This window comes from Streptomyces sp. NPDC047315, assembly GCF_040643215.1.
GTDB lineage: Bacteria > Actinomycetota > Actinomycetes > Streptomycetales > Streptomycetaceae > Streptomyces.
Genome location: NZ_JBEYTZ010000014.1, coordinates 70,798 through 90,851 on the forward strand (window position 1 = coordinate 70,798; position 20,054 = coordinate 90,851).

Below are 20,054 nucleotides of genomic sequence, written 5' to 3' on the forward strand. Positions count from 1 at the left end.
GCCCTCTGGGCGTAGGGGGCGGAACTGCGCGACAAGCCCACCACCGGGCCGCGGACGCAACGACACAGCCCGCCGCACGGCGCTAACGCGCTTGCCGCCGCAGCAAGGCGCAGGGCTCGGGCGCGCGGGCTATTGGTCGGTGTCCGCGGGGAGCGGCTCGCGGACGTCGAAGGTGATCCACACCCCCGGCTCCCAGTACACCGCCCGGTCCCTCGCCCGGTCCACGCGGAGGGTGGACAGGCCCTCGGGGAAGACGTAGTCGCCGTCTCCGGGGAAGGCCATCTTGGTCCAGTCCTCCCAGTCGGCGACGGTGCCGGTGATCCTGGACGAGCGCTCGACCGCCGCGGTGACCTTGCCGCCGAGCCGCACCTGGGCGCGTATCCAGGGGTCGAAGGGCTCGCCGTCCTCACGCTTCCAGTGGGCGTACCGCTCGATGGGCGCCAATGGGTAGCGGTGCTTCCAGATGGGGCGCACGGGGACGAGGAGGTGGGCGAAGCCGCGGTCGCGGGTCATCTCCACCAGGTGGGTGAGCAGCGCCCGGGAGATGCCGCCGCCCTGGTGGGCGGGGGGCACCTCGACGCCGAGTGCGCACAGCGCGGTGGGCTTCTTGCCCGCGTCCCGGGCGATGAAGGCCGCGCTGATCGAGTCGTCCAGTCCGGAGCCGAGGTCCTCGGGCGTGCCGTCCCAGACCCGCGGCAGGGAGCGCCCCGCGCCCAGGATCTCGTCGCGCTCCTCGTCGTACAGCAGGAACTGGTGGTCGCGGAATTCCTCGAAGAGGCGGTTCCAGTGCGTTTCGTTGATGTCGCCGTGGAGGTTGTACTCGGGGACGACTCCGGCGAAGACCTCCGGTATCCGGTCCCACAGTTCGGGACGCTCGGAATGGTAGACGAATCGCCGGCTCATGCCTTGGCACCTTCCTCCGCGCCGGAGTTACCGGCGGGTTTGACGGCCTCCCAGACGATGACGATGGGAATGTCGCGCCAGGCGGCGCGGGCCGCTTCCGCTATGAACTCCTCATAACCTCCGGAGGCGAGCCGGCCGTTGAACACCGGCTCGAAACAGGCGCGCACGGTCAGGCCCGCATCGGTGAAGGCGCGGAAGTAATCGCTGGCCTGGTGGACGTAGTTCCGTACGAATGCCAGGGCGTCGTCACCGGCGACGAAATGGCACTGGCCCTGGAGGGTGACGACGAAGGGGTGCAGGTCCGAGACGATGACCCGGCCCCCGGGGCGGGTGACCCGGGCGAGCTCGGCGACCCCGGGCCCCGGGTCCGCGAGATGCGTCAGGGCGAGGGTGCTCAGGGCCAGGTCGACGCTGGCGTCGGGGAGCGGCAGCGCCTCCAGCCGGCCCTCGCGGAACTCGGCGTCCGGTGCCTTGCGGCGGGCGTGCGCCAGCATGTCGGGCGACTGGTCGACCCCGATGGTGCGGTATCCGCGGGCGGTCAGGGCGACGGTCTGCCGGCCGGTGCCGCAGGCGGCGTCCAGCGCGGTGCCGACCGGCCCGGCGTCCAGCAGGCCGTGCACCACCGGCTCCTCGACCTCGATGAAGGAGTTGGGGAGGGAGTCGTACACGCCCGACCAGACCGCGTAGCCGGCGCCGGCGTCCAGCTCGTTCACCGCCGCCCCGGTGCCGGGCAGCCCTTCGCCCTCGCCGTCGGCGAATTTCCTGATCTCGGCGACGCGCTGCTCGATGAAATCGTCGTCGGCATCGACGGCGCTGCGCAGCAGCGCCAACCCCTCGATGCCGAGGACGAGTTCCCTGGCCCGGAATGTGGAGCCCATTTTGACATCCTCTCGACAGGATGGCCCATCAACGTCTGCGCGCTACCCAACCGCTTCCCGTCGCATCCTTCCGGTGATCCACTTGGCCGGAATCCACTGCGGAAAGTCCGGTAATCCCCAGGTCAGTTGTTGTGTCCATCAACCTTCTCTTAGCATCGGCCGCCGCGCCCTGGCGGAAAACAGGGGCCGCGGAAGGGGAGGGGCAATGATCGAGGGCTATGTGGCCCGGGAGAGCGTGACGGCCGGCGAACGGCTGGCGCTCCATGTGTCGACCGACGCGCGCGAGTTCCGCGTCCGCTTCTACCGGCTGGGCAGGTCGCTGGAGTTCATCGCGGAGTCCGAGGTCTTCCCGGGCGTCCTGAAGGCCCCGCCGCCGCATCCGGACGGGGTGGCGGGCTCGGCGTCGCCCGCGGTCGACTGGGACTTCCCCGCGTACCACCTCGACACGTCGGCCGACTGGCCCCCGGGGATCTACCTGGCGCACCTGGTGCCGGGCGAAGCGGCGCACGCCCGATCGGTGCCGCGGCTCGGGGACGGCGACGTCGAGGGCTTCGAGCGGGAGTTCTTCGTGCTGCGCCCCCGGCGGCCGGGCGCGCACGGCCGCATCCTGTACAAGAAGTCCACGTTCACCCGGCACGCGTACAACCGCTCGGACGGCGCGGACGTCCAGCGCGCCGCCAGCCTCTACGACAACCCGGTGTACGACGGGGGCGGCGCCGACGGCGGGCGGCGGGGCCACCGGCTGAGCATGCGGCGCCCGGGCGGGGTGATCGACCTGGCGTACTGGGACGCCCCGTTCATCGCCTGGCTGGAGCGGTGCGGCTACGCCGTCGAGTACTGCACCGACCTCGACCTGCACGAGGATCCGGGGCTGCTGGCGCCGTACGACCTGCTGCTGAGCGTGGGCCACGACGAGTACTGGAGCGCCGCGATGCGCGAGCACACCGCGGCGCACCTCGCCGCGGGCGGCAACGTGGCGTTCCTCAGCGCCAACACCTGCTGGTGGCGGGTGCACCTCACGGACGGCGACACGGCGTTCGTGTCGGACACCGACCACCACGTCGCCGGCGTCTTCCCGCACCTGCCCGCCACCGACCAGTGGTGGGCCCCGCCGCCGCGGGGGGTCGGCGAGCCCGAGAACGCGCTCACCGGGGTCAGCTTCCGCAACGGCGGGATGTGGCCGAGCACCGAGTGGCCCGGCGACCGGCCGCGCGAGGGTTACCGGGTGCAGCACGCCGACCACTGGGCGTACGCAGGCACCGGGCTGCGCGACGGCTCGGACGGCGGCCCGGTCGACGCCCTGGGCGCGGGCACGCCGCTGATCGGGTACGAGTGCGACGGCGCGGCGTTCGCGTACGACGAGCTGGGCGTGGCGCGGGCGACCGGTGCGGACGGCACGCCCTCGTCGTTCCTGATCCTCGGGATCCACGTCCTCTCCCCCGTTCACGAGGACTTCCACCACCCGAAGTGGGGTCACTGGAACTGCGTCGAGCGGGAGCCGGGGGCGACCGGGCCCCGCGCCGCGACCATGGGCGTGCACACGGTCGACGGCGGGGGCACGGTCTTCACCGCCGGCACCACGGACTGGCCGGTGGTGTGCGGCCGGGAGGAGGACGCCGGGGTGGTGCGGGTGACCCGCAACGTCCTCGACCGGCTCGCGCGGCGCGCCGACCGCCCCTCCGATCCGGGCCCCGACCGCCCCTCCGATCCGGGCCCCGACCGCCCCTCCGGTCCGGGCCCTACAGCAGGTCCGTGAGGGCGGACAGGCCCTCGATCCGCGCGGCCCCGTCCGGCAGGGGCGGGGCCGCGCCCCGCACCGCCGGGTCGGGCCGGTGCAGGTGCACCGCCCGCATCCCCCGGGCCAGCGGCCCGAGCACGTCCGGCGTCCACATGTCGCCCACGAACAGCGCCCGGTCGGCCGCGGTCCCGCACTCCTCCAGGACGGTGTCGTACATCAGCGGGTGCGGCTTGCGCGCGCCCGCCCGGGCGGAGGTCACCACGACGTCCACCAGGTCGGCGAGGCCGGTCCGCTCGACCGCCCGGTCAAGGTCCCAGTACCAGTTGGAACAGAGCGCCACCGTCAGGCCGCGCTCCCGCAGGGCGGCGAGCGCGGGCCGGGCGTCGGCGAACGCCTCCAGGGACAGGCTCTTGGTGGCCCGGTCCAACTCGACCGCGAGGTCCGCCGCCTGGTCGGCGGGGACTCCGCACTCCAGCGCGCGGCGCCGCAGCCGGTCCCGCTCCCAGGCCACGTAGGTCTCCTGCGTCGCCGAGTGGGCGCGGTGCTCCTCGCCGTCCCCGGGCCCCGCCGACCACTGGTCGCCCCAGCGCGCCGCCGGGCCGGGCAGCCCACGGCGCAGGAAGACCGAAGCGTGGGTGGGCGGCAGCGGCGGCACCATACGGACGAGCGTGCCGTAGAAGTCGAAGACGACCGCTTCGACGGCGCCCGGCCGCCCCGGTCCGGCCGGGCGCCCGGTCCGTACGGTGCCCATGCCGTCAGTACCGTCCGTGGCGGCGGGGGAAGTAGTCCTGGCAGTCGCCCTCGCGTTCGATGTCGACGGTCGCACAGTGCAGCCCGCCGCCGAAGGGGCCGACCGCGCGGAACGGCACCGGCACGATCTCGAAGCCGTACCCCGCCAACTGCTCGGAGAGACGGACCTCCTTCTCCTCGATGCAGAGGGTGTTCTCGTCGATGTTGAGCATGTTGCCGGCGAGCCAGGGGCTGCAGAAGGACAGCTTGGGCGGGTGGTCCCAGCTCGCGGGCTGCACCGCCTCGACGATCTCCCAGTCGTTCAGCTTGAAGAAGTCCATCAGCTCGGGGTCGGCCAGCCGCTCGCCGCAGTGCAGCACCAGGCCGGGGCGCAGCGGCACCCAGGTGGCGTCGATGTGCAGGGGGTGGGTGTTCGTGGAGGTCACCGCGTGCACCCGGTGGTCGGGGAAGTGCCGCTTGAGCCAGTCGAAGCCGCTGCGGTTGGTGACGAAGGAGAGCTGGACGAAGAGGTCCTTGCCGAAGCGGGCGACGTCCGCGGCGTCGAAGAGGGGCTCCTCCTCGGTCAGGACCAGGTCGTAGTCGCGGACCTTGGCGAGCTGGACGTCCGTCGGGAGGTCGTTGTAGGTGTCCCAGAAGTCGGTGTGGTAGCTGGCGTCGGTCAGCCGCGGCTTGGGGGCGGCCTCCCAGCGCATCCGGGGGTCGGCCTTGAAGAGGTCCTGGAGCAGGGGCCGGTAGCAGAGGTACTCGTACCACCGGCTGCGGTACGACATGGTCGCTTCCAGGACCTCGTTGCCGACGGTCAGCAGCAGGTCGCGGGGCGGCATGCAGCCCGACATCGTCTCCTGGGTCCAGTCCGGCGTGGACACCTGCTGGTTGAAGTCGACGGGGGTCGGCCGGTCGACCCGGACGCCGCGGCGGCGCAGCATCTCGGCGAAGGAGTCGAGCTGTTCGTTGGCCTCGGCCGTCATGTCCTCGGGCATGGGCCCGTAGGTGCCGAGGGGGAAGCCGTCTTCGGGGAAGTCCCGTCGGACCGCGGGTTCGGGTGCCTGCACCACCGCTGCGTCGGCCCTGCCGACGACGACGTGGCGCAACGGGTCCCAGCCGTTCCACGAGTTGACGCGTACGGGACGCTCGCTGGATTCGTCCGTCGTCGTGCCGTGCTCAGTCACCGAGCTACACCCTTCGATAGGTGACGCGTGAAAGATCGTGTGGATCGGGAAGATCGCAGCAGATCACGAGAAAAATGAGCCAGGGCACGTGACGCCGTCAAGGAGCCCCCTTGGCGCATCCTCATCATTCGCGCCAATTCGAACGGGCCGCAAGGTCGTTGTATCGCACCATGACTCACAGCCGTGTCCTTAGACGCAAAGGCCACGGCGGTGCAGGAACATTTCATAAACCGGTTCGGCGTCCTGGCCAAAAAGCGCTGCCCGGGTAGTTTGCGGCGCTGCGCTGGGTAGATAGCAGCCCGGTTCGGCCAGCACTCGAAAGGTGGACAGTCATGCGAAGGCCAAGGTCACGCACCGCCGCTTGGGCTGCCGGTGCGGTTTCACTCGCACTGCTCGCGTCCGGATGTGATTCCTCCGGTTCGTCGGGCTCCGAGGGCGGTGGTGGTGAATCCGGCGATCTCACGGTCTGGCTGACCATCGATGCCCGGGAGAGCTGGCCCGACCTGATCACGGCGACCAACAAGCGCTTCGCCGAGCGATATCCGGACGTGACGGTGAAGGTGCAGTACCAGCAGTGGACCAGCAAGAACCAGAAGATCGACGCCGCTTTGGCCGGCCGCGACGTACCAGACGTGGTGGAGATGGGCAATAGCGAGACGACGAATTACATCATCAATGGCGCGTTCGCCGCGGTTGACGAAGCGGACTTCGACCATTCCGGCGACTGGTTACCGGCGCTGGCCGACGCATGTCGTCTGGACGGCAAGACCTACTGTGTGCCTTACTACGCGGGCGCGCGCGTGGGGATCTACCGCACCGATCTGTTGAAGCAGGTGGGGGTGGTGAAGCCGCCCGCCAGCTATCCGGAAATGATCGAGGTGCTGGACAAGTTGAAGGCCCGTTTCGGGGCTTCGAACAAGAAGTTCTCAGCCTTCTACATGCCGGGCCGGTACTGGAACGCGGCCATGGCGTACGTGAAGGACGCCGGCGGCGAGATGGCGGTCCAGGAGGACGGGCGCTGGCGCGGCGCGCTCTCCTCCCCCGAGTCGATCAAGGGCCTGACCGCCTGGAAGAAGCTGATCGACGACTACTACACCGGCGACCGCTCCAAGGACAACAGCGACGAGCCCGGGGTGGTCGGCCAGGGCAACGTCGGCATGTTCTACGGGAACACCTGGGAGGCGAACGCGGCGGCCGACCCGCGCGCCGGCGGCAACCCGGCGATGCGCGGGAAGTTCGCCACGTTCCCCTTCCCCGGCCCGTCCGGCGAGCTGATGCCGCCGTTCCTCGGCGGCTCGATGCTGGCGATACCGGCCAAGTCGAAGAAGGCGAAGCAGGCGAACGAGTGGATCCGGCTCTTCACGGACCGGGAGTCCCAACGCCAGTTGATCAAGGCCGAGACGCTGCCGAACAACACCGTGCAGCTGCGCGATGTGCCCGCCGACGGCATCAACGGCGCCGCCGCCGTGGCGGCCACCCGCGGCTGGGTCACTCCGCTCGCCCCCGGCTGGGTGGCCGTCGAGAAGTCCAACGTGCTGCCGGCGATGCTGCAGTCCATCGCGACCGGCAAGAAGTCGATCGAGGACGCGACGCGCGACGCCGACAAGGAGATCGACGCCGTCATCAACGACAACTGACGCCGGCGGGGGCGGCGCGGTCGCCGGCCCCCGCCCGACACGTGTCACGCCGTCCCGGGCCCCCGGTGCCACCGCGCCGGGGAGCCCGTAGCACCTGAACACCGGTCCCGCCCGACGCCGTGCCGGACCGGCCTCCCCCTCCGATCGAACGCCCCCGTCCGATCGCACGCCCTCGTCCGACCGTGCGCGCCGACCGAGAGTGCGCGCCGAGCGCGGCCCCGTCCGTCCGCGTCCGACCGCGTGCGCCCGTGCGAGCCCGGGGCGTCGTGCGGCCCACCCCCCACCCATCCGAGAGGCCCGCCATGGCGACCGTAGGTCCGCCGCACCAAACGAGCGCGCCCCCGCTCCCGTCGGCCCCGCGTGCCGGCCGGACCGGCAAGCGTCGGGACCGCAGCCGCGCCCCGGCCCGCCGGCGCCGCGCCGCCGTCCCGTACGCCCTGATCGCCCCCACGGTGCTGGCGCTCGTCGCCGTCCTCGGCTACCCCCTGGTCGAGTTGGTGCTGCTGTCGTTCCAGGACATGACCAGGCGCGAGCTGTTCGCCGGGACCGAGCCGCCCTGGGTCGGGCTGCGGCAGTACGAGACGATCCTCAGCGACGGCTTCTTCTGGCGGGTCGTCGCACGCACCGCGCTCTTCACGTTCGTGTGCACCGCGGTCACCATGACCGTCTCGATGCTGGTCGCGCTGCTGATGCGCCGGGTCTCCCGCTGGGTGCGGATCACCACGGGCACGGTCCTGATCATGGTGTGGGCCATGCCGGTGATGGTGGCCGCCGCCGTCTTCCGCTGGCTGGCCGACCCGGACTTCGGCGTCGCCAACTGGCTCCTCGGCCTGCTGCCGGGGGTCTCCCTGGACGGGCACAACTGGTTCGAGGACCCCTGGCAGGGGTTCGCCGTGATCGCCGCGGTCGTCGTCTGGGGCTCGCTGCCGTTCGCCGTCGTCACCCTCCAGGCCGCGCTCACCCAGGTGCCGCCGGAGCTTGAAGAGGCCGCCCGGGTGGACGGCGCCGAGGGGCTGCGGCTCTTTCGCCACGTCACCTTCCCGGTGATCAAACCGGCGTACGTGATGGTGATCTCGCTGACCGCGATCTGGAACTTCGGCGTCTTCAACCAGATCTGGCTGATGCGCTCGGGGACGCCGGAGAAGGAGTACTACCTCCTCGGCGTCCACTCGTTCATCGAGTCCTTCGCGGTCAACCGCTACAGCGCGGGGGCCGCCATCGCGGTCGTCACCGTGCTGCTGCTGCTCGTCGGAGCGGTGGTCTACGTGCGCCAGCTGATCAAGATGGGAGAGGCCGAGTGAGCCGCGTTCGTCGGGGCCCCGGGCGGGGCCGCAGGCTGCGGGCCGACGTGCTCGGGCTGCTCTTCTGCGCCGTGATGGCCTTCCCCGTCTACTGGATGCTGCTCACCGCGCTGCGGCCCCCGGCCGACGTCCGCGCCACTCCGCCCAAGCTCTGGCCCACCGGGCTGACACTGGACCACTTCCGACGGGCCATGGAGTCGGAGACGTTCTGGTCCAGCGTGCGCGCCAGCGCCCTGGTCGGCTTGGGCACCGTGGTGGTCTCCCTGGTCATCGGGGTGCTGGCGGCGTACGCCGTGGCCCGCTTCGCCTTCCTGGGCCGGCGGGTCTTCGTCCTCGCCATCCTCTCGGTGCAGATGGTCCCGCTGGCGGGGCTGATCATCCCGATCTACCTGCTGCTGAGCGAGGCGGGGCTGACCGACAGCCTGGTCGGGGTGGTCCTCACCTACCTGGTCTTCATGCTGCCCTTCACGGTCTGGCTGCTGCGGGGCTTCATCGTCTCCATCCCCGCGGAGTTGGAGGAGGCGGCCATGGTGGACGGCTGCACCCGGGCGGGCGCCTTCCGCCGGGTGCTGCTGCCGCTGCTCGCCCCCGGCCTCGTCGCCACCTCCCTGTACTCCCTGGTCCAGGCGTGGAACGAGTACGTCCTCGCCTACGTGCTGCTGTCCAGCAACGACAAGCAGACCGTGTCCATCTGGCTGGTGACCTTCCAGACCAGCTTCGGCACCGACTACGGCGCGATGATGGCGGGCGCCACCCTCACCGCCCTGCCCGTCGTGGTGTTCTTCCTGATCGTCCAGCGGCGGGTGGCCGCGGGCCTCGCCGCGGGAGCCGTCAAGGGATGACCGCACGGGGGCCGCCTAGGGAGTGTCTTGTGGGTCGGGCTGGATGAGTGAGCGGGGTCTGGTGCCGTGCATCGCAAGGCAGAGGAAGAAGTCGACGCGGTGGGGGTACCACCGTGCCCGCAGGGCACAGGGGGCCGTCGGCGACTGACGACAACGCAGGGAGGCGCGGCACCAGGGCACGCGAGCCCGGCCAGACCCACAAGACACTCCCTCAGCCCACCCACCCGACGCGCGACCCCGGAGGGGGTACGCCCCGGCGTGCATCGCCGGCCCCCGACGGACCAACACCGGACCCGGGCGCATCGCCCGCGGTCCGCACGACACCCAGCAGGAGATCACCTGTGACGTTCGACCGTCTTGACCTGGTGTCCAAGCTCTACCAGCCGTCCGGCTGGCCCCGCGTCCTGGAGGTGGCCGCGGGACAACGCTCCACCGGACCGCTCGTGGTGGACCTCGACCCCACCACGTTCTGCGATCTCGCCTGCCCCGAGTGCATCAGCGGCAAGCTGCTGAACCAGGGCCGCTTCACCCCCGAACGACTCGCTGAACTGGCCCACGAACTCATCGACATGTCCGTCCGCGGCGTGGTCCTCATCGGCGGCGGCGAGCCGCTGGCCCACCGCGGCACCCGCAAGGTGCTCCAGATACTCGGCGAGGCCGGCATAGCCATCGGCGTGGTCACCAACGGGACCATGATCCGGCAGAACCTCGACGAGCTGGCGCAGTACGCCTCCTGGGTGCGGGTGTCCATGGACGCCGGCACCAGCGAGACGTACGGCATCTTCCGGCCGGACCGCAAGAACCGCAGCGTCTTCGACAAGGTGATCGCCAACATGCGGCTGCTGGCCGGGGCCAAGAAGGGCGCCCTCGGCTACTCGTTCCTGGTCATGACCAGGCGGCAGCCGGACGGGACCGTGGTGAGCAACCACCACGAGGTCCTCACGGCCGCCGAGCTGGCGAGGGACATCGGCTGCGACTACTTCGAGACCAAGGCGATGTTCGACGACGAGCACCACGTCATCCAGGTGCCCGAGGACATCCTCGGCTCCGTCGACGAGCAGCTGCGCCGGGCGCGGGAGCTGACGGACGACTCGTTCGAGATCGTGAACTCCTCCACGCTCACCTCGCTGCGCAACCGGGTCGGACCGGTGCAGCCCAAGGACTACCAGCGCTGCCCGGTGGCCGAGTTGCGCACCCTGGTCACCCCGTCCGGGGTGTACGTCTGCTCCTACCACCGCGGCAATCCGCTGGCCAAGATAGGTGACGCGGTGACCGAACCGCTCCCGGACATCTGGGCCGCATCCGACCGCGGGATCGTCGACCCCAGCCGGGACTGCCGGTTCCACTGCGCCCGCCATCGCTCCAACCTCGAACTGCACCAGATCGGGGCCGGAGCGACGGCGTCCGAGCCGTCCGTGGACTACGACCCCTTTATCTAGGTCGTGTCTGACAAATAGCGTCGTCCGCCCCTGAGGGCGGGGGCCGCGGCCCAGACGGGATTTGCCAGACACGGCCTAGGGGGCGCGTCCGCTCAGGAGGCGTCGGCTGTCGGGGCGGGTGCGCCCGCTCCGACGGCGAGTCCGGCCGAGGCCCGGGTGGGGATCACCCGGGCCTTCGGCCGTACGGTGCGCAGGGCTTCGCGCAGCGCGTCGACCTCGTCGTCGAGCGCCGTTGCCGGGCACACCCCGACGAGGGCGCCCCCGCCGCCGGCACCGCTGAGTTTCAGCCGCAGCCCGGTCGCGGCGCGGGCCGTCTCGCGCAACTCCTCCAACAGCGGCGTCGACATGCCCTGGTGGTCCCGCATGGCGGTGTGCGCCCGGTCCATCGCCGCCCCGAGCCCTTCCAGGTCGCGGGCGCCGATCGCCCACCAGGCGTCGGCCGACGCCTGGTCCGCCTCCTTCAGATAGGCGGCGAGTGCGGTGTCCTTGCGGGCGAGTTGGGCGCGGACGACGCGGATGTGGTCGCTGGTGTCCTTGCGGGACGCGGAGTCCACCACGACCACGGACCACTCGGCGGGGAAGGCGGTGCGCTCCAGGACCGCGGGCAGCCCGGTGGGCCGGCCGTCCAGGAGCAGGGCGTCCCCCTCGATGACGGCGAGGTGGTCCATCCCGCCGCCGTTGAAGTGGGCGAACTCGAACTCGTACGCCCATCGGGCGAGGGTGCCGGGCGACGGCGGTGGCGTCCCGGCCGGGTCGGCGGCGGCCGTGTGGTCGGTGTAGGCCCGGAACAGCGCGACGATCAGCGCGGTCGAGGACGACAGTCCGCTGGCTGCCGGGGCCTCGCTGTGCACGGCGACCGCGGGCGGGCGGGGGCCGAGCCCGGGCGTGCGGGCGCGCAGGAAGTCCCAGACCTGGTCGGCCCAGTCGCCGCGGGGCGCGGGTGCGTCGCCCGGTACGCAGGTCACCGTGGTCGGCAGGGCCAGCGCGAGGCTGACGCTGCGGCCTCCGAGCCAGTCCAGGTCCTCCCCGGACAGGCACGCCCGGCAGGGCACGCTGACGCGTATGCGTTCCTGGTCGTTCATCGGGCCTGGAACCTTCCGGTGGCGGTGAACTCGCGGTACATCTCCAGCACGACGGCCGTGGACGGCAGCAGCGGCTGCGGCGCCCGGTCGAGGGGGCGGAAGTCGGCCTGGCGCACCTCGTCGGGGCCCGGCGAGAGCTCGCCGGACCAGGTGCGGGCCGTGAAGCAGAGGCCGAAGCAGTGGGTGACGTCCCCGTTGGGGTAGGTGATGGTGTGGATCTCGGGGTCGGACAGGGCGGCGAAGGGGACTAGGTCCTCGCGGCGGACCACGAGTCCGGTCTCCTCCTTCACCTCCCGCACGGCGGCGTCCGCGAAGTCGCCGCCCTCCTCGCACGCCCCGGCCGGGATCTCCCAGAGCCCGTTGTCGGCGCGCTGTTGGAACAGCGCGCGGCCGGTGTCGTCGACCAACAGGACCTGTGCGCCCGGCACGAGGAGCCTTCGGTGGCCCACGTGCTGCCGCAGTGACCAGATGTAGGAGCCGATGTATCCCACGTGTGCGGATCTCCTTCCACGCCCCGGCCGGTGTCCGGCCGTCGGTTCACGCCCCGGCCGGTGCCCGGCCGTCGGTGTGCCCAGTCTCACGCCTGCTCCGTGAGCCAGCCGGGAACGGCGGCCGGTGTGGCGTTCAGCCAGCGCACGTAGCGCTCGACGCCCTCCCGCACGGTGATCTCCGGGGTCCAGCGCAGCAGTTCGCGCAGCCGGTCGGTGGCCGCATAGCCGCCCAGCGGGTCGTCCGCGGGGCGCGGGGTGGTGACGAAGCGCGAGCCGGGGAAGTGGGGGGCGATCAGTTCGCCGACCTCGCGCACGGACGTCGGTATGCCGGTGCCGACGTTCACGGTCTCGCCGACGACGCCGTCCTCGACGAGCGCGAGCGCGGTGGCCGCGGCGATGTCGTCGACGTGGACGAGGTCGCGGACCTGGACGCCACCGCCGTTGAGGTGCATGGGCAGGCCGACCCGGGCGTGCATGGCGAGCCAGGCGACCATCCAGGAGTGGCTGCCGGGCTTGGGGACCTGGGGGTCTCCGTAGACGGAGAAGTACCGCAGGATGGCGTAGTCGGTGCCGGTGCCGGCGAGCAGCAGCCGGGTCTGGTGCTCGGCCCACAACTTGGAGTTGGCGTACACCGACAGCGGGTGCGGCGCCTGCTCCTCGCTGAAGCACTGGATCCCGTCGGTGGGAGACGTCCCGTTTCCGTAGACGGCCGCCGACGAGACGAAGACCATCCGGCGCACGCCGGCCGTGGCCGCCTCCTCCAGGACGACCTCGGTGCCCTCGACGTTGGCCGCGAAGGCGATGTCGGGGCGTCGGGTGCAGGCGGCGACGTCGGCGAAGGCGGCGGCGTGCACCAGGTACTCCGCCCCGGCCAGCACCCGGCGCACCGCTTCCCGGTCCCGGACGTCGCCCACGACCAGGTCCGTGCCCGACTGGTGGGCGCCGAACATCTCGTGGGTGGACTCGGGGTACGCGTCCATCCGGTCCAGTACGGTGACGTCCGCTTCGACGCCGCGCAGCAGCGCGGTGAGCCTGCTGCCGACGAGTCCGGCGCCGCCCGTGACCACGACCCTGGCGCCCGCCAGCTTCTCCAGTCGGGCAGTCACGGAATTCCCCGCTCCCGTTTCCTCACCCGTTCCAGCAGTCACACCCATAACAACTCCTCCGCTTGACCGATAGGCAGGTGAATCGTGCAAAGCAAGCATGACGATCTTCAACTGGCCTAACCAGGGCGCCTTTTTGGCACTCTTGCGGCCCCCGAAAGCCACGTCGTACTGTCCGGATCCGTATGGGGCCGAAGCTCTTTGACTATCCACATTCGGCCAACGGCGAGAAATCGAGGTTCTGCACAGCACAGCACTTCAGAGCAGGGTGAAGCACATCGGAGCACGGAGGAATGCGTGACGCGTTATCGCCTGAGTGGCGCGGTGATGACCCATCCAAAGCGATTGGCGGCGGCTGAGGCACTGGCCGAATCGGCACCCCCGGGGGCCTTACGGGTCGTCATGGACCCCGATCCGGGCGGTCGGCCGTCCGTCCTGCGCACGGCCCTGGCGGCCTGGTCGGCGATCGAGGAGGACGCCACCCACCACCTGGTGGTGCAGGACGACATGTTGTTGTCGGAGACCTTCTTCGAACGGGCCCGGGCCGCGGTGCGGGAAATGCCCGAAGCGGCCCTCGCGCTGTTCGCCCTCTGGGACGCCCGCAACGGCGCCGCGGTGCGTTTGGCGGCGATGTCGGGGGCGCGTTGGGTGGGTTCGGTCAACGAGTACTTTCCCTGTGTCGCGATCGTGCTGCCGCGCCGGGTCGCCACGGGTTTCGTGGAATACGGCCGGCAGCGCCTGGACGCCTGGCCGGATGACATCCTGATGTACCGGTACCTGCGCGACCGCGGGATTCCGTCCTACGTTTCGGTGCCGAGCCTGGCCGAACACGAGGACCGGGGAAGCATTTCCGGCAACGCGTTCCGCGGGCCGCGCCGCTCGGTGTGCTTCCTGCCCGACGACCGCCCCGGGAACGAGGGGGCGCGGCTCACGGGGCTGGGCGTCGTGCCGTTCTTCAAGCACGGGGTGGCCCAGTGCGCGGTCCGACAGGACGGCCCGGGTCCGGAACGCTGGCTCCACCTGGAGTGCGAGTCGTTCCTGGAGGGATCCGGCATCCGTGTGCAGAGACTGGATTCGGCCATGCTCGGATTGACCGAAGTGCGGGACCGGGAGGCGGTCCGCGGCACGTGGCTGACCGCGTTCGCCCTCGGGCTCGTGCATCGGCGGGACGGCCGGGGCGGTGCGCTCGACCCCGACGCCGATCCGGTGCTCGCCGAGGCGCTGGCGACGATCGGTCCGGGCGGGATCAGCCACCGCAGGAGCGAGGAGCAGATCGCCGAGGTGCGCGACGGCCTCGCGCGCGTCGCCCGGGCGGGACTTGAGGCGGGGTTGACCGCCGGGGAGCGCCGCACCCCGGCGGGCCGGGGACCGCGGGCCGCGCGGACCGGCCCCGCGCACGCCGTGGGACTGGTCGGCGGGGCGAGTCCGCTGGGCGAACACCTGGCCCGCGGTCTGGCCGACCGCGGGTGCCGGGTGACCGCCCTGGGGACAGAGGGCGGTCACCCGGCGCCGGGAGGCCGGACGCCGGGGCTCGACGCGGTGGTCGACCTCGGGCCGCTGCACCACCACGGCGAACGGGCCCCGGCGAGCGTGGTCGTACGGTTGCTGGACCGCGCCGACGGCACGGTCCGCAGCACGCACACGCTGCACACCGGCGACCTGTACGGCCCCGGGTGCTCGCGCGACTCGGCGATCGGGCGGATGGTGTGGAGCGCGCTGCGCTACCAACCGGTCGTCGTCACCGAGCCGCCGGGCCCGGACCTGCGTCCGCTGCACACCGCCGACCTCGTCGACGCCGTCGCCCACGCGGTGACCGCCCCCGTCCGGGAGCGTGCGGTGCTGCTGCCCGTCGGGAGTCCGCTCGGGGTGCGGGAGGTGGCCGACGCGGTCCTGGAGGCCGTACGTCCGGTTCCGCTGGAGGCCGTCGCCGCAGCGGACCGGCAGGGTCGACGTGGTCGCCAGGACCGCGGCGACCGGCTGGACGGGCTGGGTCTGCCGGGCCTGCCGACCCTTGAGGGGTGGAAGCCGACCCGGGAGCTGCGCCACGGACTGCACACCTTCGCGCAGTGGTTGGCGTACGAGGGAATCCGGCACGCGCCCGACTAGGTCGTGTCCGGGCCTGTCTCACGGATTGCGCTAGGCGCGCTTGCGGGCCCGGGCCAGCACCAGCGCGCCGCCGCCGAGGCCGAGCAGCACGGCGGCGCCACCGGCGACGTACATCGTGGTGGCGCTGCCGCCGGTCTCGGCGAGGTTCTCGTCCGAGGGGGTCGAGCCGCCCTGCTCCTTCGGGCCCGGGGCGGGCGGCGTCTCCGTCTTCGGCTCCTCGGGCTGCTCGGGCTTGGGGGCCGGCGCGGCCTTCGGCGCCTCGCACGTCGCCTTGACCAGGGTGACGTTGCCGTTCACCTCGGCCACGTTCAGCTTGAGCGGGTTGACGTTGACGTTGAGTTCGAGCGCGGTGGCGGCGGCCGTGCGGGAGGTGGTCTCGCGCTTGGACAGGTCCAGCGTGACCTCGCCGACGCCGGGCACCGTGACCTGGGTGCGACCGCCCGCGGTGAGGGTGACCTTCTGGCCGAGCACCTTCACGTGACCGAGGAGGTTCGACTCGGCGATCGGCTTCTTGCCGGCCTCGCACACGGCCTTGGAGGTGACCTGCTCGACCTCGATCAGGGAGAGCAGAGGGAGGCCGGGCACGTGCACCTTGGCGCGGGCCAGGTTCACGTACCCCTCGGCGCGCTTCTTGTCCGCGGTGGCCCGGGAGGTGGCGACGTCGGCCCGCAGGACCTCGAAGGGCCGGCCCTCGTCGACCCCGTCCAACCGCACGCTGAGCCCGGTCTTCTCGGCGCTGGCGGGCGCCTTCACCTCGTTCAGGGACGCGCTGAGGGGAAGGTGGACGGTCTTGTTGAGCAGGGAGACGTCCAGCCCGGTGCGCAGGACGACCGCGCTCGCCCGCCCCTCTTCGCCGCCCCCCGCGGCGTGGGCCGGGCCGGCGAGCGCAACGGGTGCCGCGACCAGGGCGACGGCCGCGGTGACGGCGGCGCAGCGGCGGGCGGGCACGCGCATGGCATTGCTGTTCAAGGTGTGGAACCCCCACAAGAGGAATGACGTCGTCCGTCGACCACGGGGACACGTGGTCGGTGACGACCGAGACGCCTCATCTTTACGCACTGAGAGTGAACCGACGGCTACCGGGCGTCAGTTCACTCCAAAGGGGGGTTTCCGGCCGTGCTTTCGATTCCTGAGGCACGTGCGTTCCTTCTGACCCCTGTTTTCACACCCCACGGGGTACGTGCGCCACTGCCGTGACGACGATCGGGACTTCGGCTGAAAAAGGCTCAACGACGGCCCGTCGTCAAACGTCACGCCGTGTCAACAGCGCGCCCGTCAACGACTCGCCCGCCAACAGCTCGCCCGCCAACGGCTCGCTTCGGCGGGCCGGTGGTGGTTCAGCCGACGATCCGCCCGTTCAGGACCACCCTCAGCGGATCGGCCAACACCCGGACGTCCGCGCGCGGATCGCTCCCGTACACCACCAGGTCGGCCGGTGCGCCCTCCTCCAGCGCCGGGCGGCCAAGCCACGCCCGCGCCTTCCAGGTGGTGGCCGCCAGCGCCTCCAGCGGCGGGATGCCTGCCTTCGCCAACTCGGCGACTTCGGCGGCGACCAGGCCGTGCGGCAGCGAGCCGCCCGCGTCGGTGCCGACGAAGACGGGGATACCGGCGTCGTAGGCGTTGCGGACCGTGTCGTACCGGCGCGCGTGCAGGCGTCGCATGTGCGCCGCCCAGTCGGGGAACTTGGCCTCGCCGCCGTCCGCGAGCGAGGGGAAGGTGGCGATGTTGACCAGGGTCGGCACGATGGCGACGCCGCGTTCGGCGAAGAGCGGAATGGTGTCGTCGGTGAGCCCGGTGGCGTGCTCGACGCAGTCGATTCCGGCCTCGACGAGGTCGCGCAGCGAGTCCTCGGCGAAGCAGTGCGCGGTGACCCGCGCGCCCAGTCGGTGCGCCTCTGCGATGGCCGCTTCGACCTCTGCGCGCGGCCAGCAGGCGGTCAGGTCGCCGGCGTCGCGGTCGATCCAGTCGCCGACCAGCTTCACCCAGCCGTCGCCGCGGCGCGCCTCCCGGGCGACGTAGGCGACCAGATCGGCCGGCTCGATCTCATGGGCGTAGTTGCGGATGTAGCGACGGGTGCGGGCGATGTGCCGGCCCGCCCTGATGATCTTCGGCAGGTCCTCGCGGTCGTCGATCCAGCGGGTGTCGGCGGCCGAGCCGGCGTCCCTGATCAGCAGGGCGCCGGCGTCCCGGTCGGTGAGCGCCTGCTTCTCGCTGGTGGCGTCGTCCACCGCGCCGTGCCGGTCGAGCCCGACGTGGCAGTGGGCGTCCACCAGCCCGGGCAGCGCCCAGCCCGTCACGGTCACCGCCTCCGCGGCCGGCCGGTCGTAGGTGACGCGCCCGTCGACCACCCACAACTCGTCCCGGACGTCCTCCGGGCCGACGAGCACCCGCCCCTTCACATGCAGCACCGCGTGATCGCTCATGTCTGCACTGTACGAGGGCACCGCCGCACCGTACGAGGGGCCGCCGCGGCCTGGGTACCCTCGTTGAGCGGCCGGATCACACTGGCCGAAACCCATCGAAAGCGCCCCAGGGCCGCACCGGCTCGGCGCCATCCGCTCGACGATCCGAAGAAGGCACCCACCGTGACCCATCCGTTCCTGGACCTGCCCCCGTTGACCGCCGAGCGCTTCGCGGCGATCGAGCGTCGGGTGGCCGCGCTGCTCGACACCGAGCAGGACGTCGTGATCACGCAGGGCGAGGCGCTGCTGCCGCTGGAGGGCTGCATCCGCTCCGGCGCCCGGCCGGGGTCGACCGCGCTGAACGTGGTCACCGGCCCGTACGGGCAGACCTTCGGCAACTGGCTGCGGGACTGCGGCGCCGCGGTCGTGGACCTGGAGGTGCCGTTCCACACCGCGGTCACCGCCGAGCAGGTGGCGCAGGCGCTGGCCGCGCACCCGGAGATCGACTTCGTCTCCCTGGTGCACGCGGAGGCGGCGACCGGCAACACCAACCCGGTGGCCGAGATCGGCGAGGTCGTCCGGGCGCACGGCGCGCTGTTCATGCTGGACGCGGTGGCGTCGGTGGCCGCCGAGCCGCTGCTGCCGGACGCCTGGGGCGTGGACCTGTGCGTGATCGGGGCGCAGAAGGCGATGGGCGGACCGGCGGGGGTCTCGGCGGTGTCCGTGAGCGGGCGCGCCTGGGAGCGCTTCGCGGCGAACCCGGCCGCGCCGCGCCGCTCGTACCTCTCGCTGCTGGACTGGAAGGAGCGCTGGATCGACGGCGGACGGCGGGCACTGCTGCACGCGCCGGCGCAGCTGGAGATGTTGGCGCTGGAGGCGTGCGTGGAGCGCGTCGAGTCGGCGGGGCTGGACGCCGTGACGGCCCGGCACGCCTCGGCGGCGGCGGCCACGCGCGCGGGCGTGGTGGCGCTCGGGGGCGGTCTGACGCCGTACGTGCACGACGCCCGGGACGCGGCGCCGGTGGCCACCACGCTGCGCACCCCGCCCGGGGTGAACGCCGCCGAGCTGGTCGCCCGGGCGCTGGCGGCCGATCCGTCGCTGCCGCTGGTCGCCGGTGGCGGGGCGCTGGCCAAGGAGATGATCCGGGTCAACCACTACGGGGTGGACGCGACCCGCGGCGCGGTGCGCTCCTCGCTGGCGGCGCTCGGCGCGGCGCTGGTCGAACTCGCCCCGGGCACCACCGTGGACCTTGAGGGGGCCGGCCGCGCCGTCTCCGACAGCTGGTCTTAATAATTCAAAGAGAATCCCGCACAAATCCCAAATGACGGGGAGCCGCCTTTACCTAGGCAGCTCCCCGTTTTCTTCTGCCCGGGTTTCCCGGCCCTAAACGCTAAAGTTCCGACAGGGAAATCCGGCCGACTTTGAGATGTGACCGACTCCACACCATGCCCGTTTAGCGGCTTATTTACCGGACAAAGTGGGACATAATCCTGCCTCTTCTTCGGCCAGGTCGCGCCCGCGCGATAACACATCACTTCGAATCACCCAACCCTCAGCCGCCATGCATATATCGAATTCAATCGGTAAATTGCCTGGACATGACCGCCGCGCAAGACGACCTTGTACGAGCCTCATCCTCCACCACCCCGAGCGAATTCACCGTCATCGAAACCCCACGGGTCGAAGACGGAGCCGCGATCTGGCGCATCGCCCGCGACTCCGAGGTCCTGGACCTCAACTCCCCGTACAGCTATCTGCTGTGGTGTCGTGACTTCGCCGCCACCTCGCTGGTGGCCCGGGACGGCACCGGTGAGCCGATCGCCTTCGTCACGGGCTATCTGCGCCCGGACCGACCCGAGGCGCTGGTCGTCTGGCAGGTCGCGGTGGACCGGGACCACCGGGGGCGCGGGCTCGCGGGCACCCTGCTGGACGCGCTGACCTCCCGCGTCACCCAGGGACGGGGCGTGCGCGAGGTGGAGACCACCGTCACCCCCGGCAACACCGCGTCGGACCGTCTGTTCACCGCGTACGCCCGACGCCAGGGCGCCCGGCTGGAGCGCGAAGTGCTGTTCTCCGAGGCCGTCTTCCCGCACGGGGAGGCGGACCGCACGGGTGCGCCGACCGCGGACCACGAGCCCGAGATCCTCTACCGCATCGGTCCGTTGGCCGCCTGACCAGCAGCCGAACACCGAAGCGCACCGACGAACGGCGCC

The 20,054-nt window shown here is 71.5% G+C and carries 17 protein-coding genes; 8 read left to right on the forward strand and 9 right to left on the reverse strand.

From position 1 onward, the window contains the following. Positions 1–129: 129 nt before the first annotated feature. A complete protein-coding gene (locus ABZ842_RS18255) occupies positions 130–903 on the reverse strand; it encodes a GNAT family N-acetyltransferase (RefSeq protein ID WP_361537712.1) in 774 nt (257 codons plus the stop codon). Continuing rightward, positions 900–1,781, reverse strand: a complete 882-nt coding sequence (locus ABZ842_RS18260) for a methyltransferase domain-containing protein (protein ID WP_361537713.1) — start codon at positions 1,779–1,781, stop codon at positions 900–902. The genes ABZ842_RS18255 and ABZ842_RS18260 overlap by 4 nt, the downstream gene beginning before the upstream one ends. 205 nt (positions 1,782–1,986) lie before the next feature. Between ABZ842_RS18260 and ABZ842_RS18265 the strand changes: the two genes are divergently transcribed. Next, on the forward strand, positions 1,987–3,537 hold the full coding sequence (locus ABZ842_RS18265) for a N,N-dimethylformamidase beta subunit family domain-containing protein (RefSeq protein WP_361537714.1): 1,551 nt from the start codon (positions 1,987–1,989) through the stop codon (positions 3,535–3,537). Here the strand turns inward: ABZ842_RS18265 and ABZ842_RS18270 are convergent. Together ABZ842_RS18270 and ABZ842_RS18275 are read right to left on the reverse strand one after the other, a co-directional pair. Further along, positions 3,521–4,270 carry an HAD family hydrolase gene (locus ABZ842_RS18270; protein WP_361537715.1) on the reverse strand — a complete coding sequence of 250 codons (750 nt, stop codon included), beginning with the start codon at positions 4,268–4,270 and terminating at the stop codon, positions 3,521–3,523. The two genes, ABZ842_RS18265 and ABZ842_RS18270, sit on opposite strands and share 17 nt — an antisense overlap. A gap of 4 nt (positions 4,271–4,274) precedes the next feature. Then, a complete protein-coding gene (locus tag ABZ842_RS18275) occupies positions 4,275–5,438 on the reverse strand; it encodes a serine/threonine protein kinase (protein WP_361537716.1) in 1,164 nt (387 codons plus the stop codon). Between the two features lie 332 nt (positions 5,439–5,770). Here ABZ842_RS18275 and ABZ842_RS18280 point away from each other — a divergent pair, with 332 nt between their 5' ends. The 4 genes from ABZ842_RS18280 to ABZ842_RS18295 all read left to right on the forward strand — a co-directional run bounded on the left by ABZ842_RS18280 (position 5,771) and on the right by ABZ842_RS18295 (position 10,657). Then, positions 5,771–7,075, forward strand: a complete 1,305-nt coding sequence (locus ABZ842_RS18280) for an extracellular solute-binding protein (RefSeq protein ID WP_361537717.1) — start codon at positions 5,771–5,773, stop codon at positions 7,073–7,075. A 302-nt stretch (positions 7,076–7,377) separates the two neighbouring features. Next, positions 7,378–8,376, forward strand: a complete 999-nt coding sequence (locus ABZ842_RS18285) for a sugar ABC transporter permease (RefSeq protein ID WP_361537718.1) — start codon at positions 7,378–7,380, stop codon at positions 8,374–8,376. 74 nt (positions 8,377–8,450) lie between these two features. Further along, positions 8,451–9,218: a carbohydrate ABC transporter permease gene (locus ABZ842_RS18290; protein WP_361537819.1), complete on the forward strand. Its 768-nt coding sequence runs from the start codon at positions 8,451–8,453 to the stop codon at positions 9,216–9,218. Positions 9,219–9,559: 341 nt separating this feature from the next. Beyond that, complete coding sequence (locus ABZ842_RS18295; RefSeq protein WP_361537719.1) at positions 9,560–10,657, forward strand: radical SAM protein; 1,098 nt, start codon at positions 9,560–9,562, stop codon at positions 10,655–10,657. Between the two features lie 92 nt (positions 10,658–10,749). On the opposite strand, the gene ABZ842_RS18300 is transcribed toward ABZ842_RS18295, so the two are convergent. The 3 genes from ABZ842_RS18300 to ABZ842_RS18310 form a co-directional block, all read right to left on the reverse strand. Beyond that, positions 10,750–11,739, reverse strand: a complete 990-nt coding sequence (locus ABZ842_RS18300) for a galactokinase (RefSeq protein ID WP_361537720.1) — start codon at positions 11,737–11,739, stop codon at positions 10,750–10,752. Further along, the gene (locus tag ABZ842_RS18305) at positions 11,736–12,230 is read right to left on the reverse strand and encodes an NUDIX domain-containing protein (protein WP_361537721.1); all 495 of its coding nucleotides are present in this window, start codon (positions 12,228–12,230) and stop codon (positions 11,736–11,738) included. The genes ABZ842_RS18300 and ABZ842_RS18305 overlap by 4 nt, the downstream gene beginning before the upstream one ends. 86 nt (positions 12,231–12,316) lie before the next feature. After that, complete coding sequence (locus ABZ842_RS18310; RefSeq protein WP_361537722.1) at positions 12,317–13,336, reverse strand: NAD-dependent epimerase/dehydratase family protein; 1,020 nt, start codon at positions 13,334–13,336, stop codon at positions 12,317–12,319. Positions 13,337–13,735: 399 nt separating this feature from the next. Here ABZ842_RS18310 and ABZ842_RS18315 point away from each other — a divergent pair, with 399 nt between their 5' ends. Further along, positions 13,736–15,439: a hypothetical protein gene (locus tag ABZ842_RS18315; protein ID WP_361537723.1), complete on the forward strand. Its 1,704-nt coding sequence runs from the start codon at positions 13,736–13,738 to the stop codon at positions 15,437–15,439. A 30-nt stretch (positions 15,440–15,469) separates the two neighbouring features. Here the strand turns inward: ABZ842_RS18315 and ABZ842_RS18320 are convergent, their stop codons facing one another. After that, positions 15,470–16,408, reverse strand: a complete 939-nt coding sequence (locus tag ABZ842_RS18320; protein ID WP_361537724.1) for an SCO1860 family LAETG-anchored protein — start codon at positions 16,406–16,408, stop codon at positions 15,470–15,472. Between the two features lie 368 nt (positions 16,409–16,776). Next, entirely contained in the window at positions 16,777–17,862 is a 1,086-nt protein-coding gene (locus ABZ842_RS18325; RefSeq protein WP_361537725.1) for an amidohydrolase family protein, read from the reverse strand. 162 nt (positions 17,863–18,024) lie between these two features. On the opposite strand from ABZ842_RS18325, the gene ABZ842_RS18330 reads away from it, so the two are divergent. Together ABZ842_RS18330 and ectA are read left to right on the forward strand one after the other, a co-directional pair. Next, a complete protein-coding gene (locus tag ABZ842_RS18330) occupies positions 18,025–19,131 on the forward strand; it encodes an aminotransferase class V-fold PLP-dependent enzyme (protein ID WP_361537726.1) in 1,107 nt (368 codons plus the stop codon). 308 nt (positions 19,132–19,439) lie between these two features. Next, complete coding sequence (ectA, locus tag ABZ842_RS18335; protein ID WP_361537727.1) at positions 19,440–20,015, forward strand: diaminobutyrate acetyltransferase; 576 nt, start codon at positions 19,440–19,442, stop codon at positions 20,013–20,015. Positions 20,016–20,054: the final 39 nt, after the last annotated feature.

Bases quoted from the DNA above. Each gene is read 5' to 3' on its own strand.
- ABZ842_RS18260 (WP_361537713.1), bottom strand. From the start codon at position 1,781: ATGGGCTCCACATTCCGGGCCAGGGAACTCGTCCTCGGCATCGAGGGG.
- ABZ842_RS18255 (WP_361537712.1), bottom strand. From the start codon at position 903: ATGAGCCGGCGATTCGTCTACCATTCCGAGCGTCCCGAACTGTGGGAC.
- ABZ842_RS18315 (WP_361537723.1), top strand. From the start codon at position 13,736: ATGGACCCCGATCCGGGCGGTCGGCCGTCCGTCCTGCGCACGGCCCTG.
- ABZ842_RS18270 (WP_361537715.1), bottom strand. From the start codon at position 4,270: ATGGGCACCGTACGGACCGGGCGCCCGGCCGGACCGGGGCGGCCGGGC.
- ABZ842_RS18265 (WP_361537714.1), top strand. From the start codon at position 1,987: ATGATCGAGGGCTATGTGGCCCGGGAGAGCGTGACGGCCGGCGAACGG.
- ABZ842_RS18285 (WP_361537718.1), top strand. From the start codon at position 7,378: ATGGCGACCGTAGGTCCGCCGCACCAAACGAGCGCGCCCCCGCTCCCG.
- ABZ842_RS18300 (WP_361537720.1), bottom strand. From the start codon at position 11,739: ATGAACGACCAGGAACGCATACGCGTCAGCGTGCCCTGCCGGGCGTGC.
- ABZ842_RS18290 (WP_361537819.1), top strand. From the start codon at position 8,451: ATGGCCTTCCCCGTCTACTGGATGCTGCTCACCGCGCTGCGGCCCCCG.
- ABZ842_RS18280 (WP_361537717.1), top strand. From the start codon at position 5,771: ATGCGAAGGCCAAGGTCACGCACCGCCGCTTGGGCTGCCGGTGCGGTT.
- ABZ842_RS18325 (WP_361537725.1), bottom strand. From the start codon at position 17,862: ATGAGCGATCACGCGGTGCTGCATGTGAAGGGGCGGGTGCTCGTCGGC.
- ectA (WP_361537727.1), top strand. From the start codon at position 19,440: ATGACCGCCGCGCAAGACGACCTTGTACGAGCCTCATCCTCCACCACC.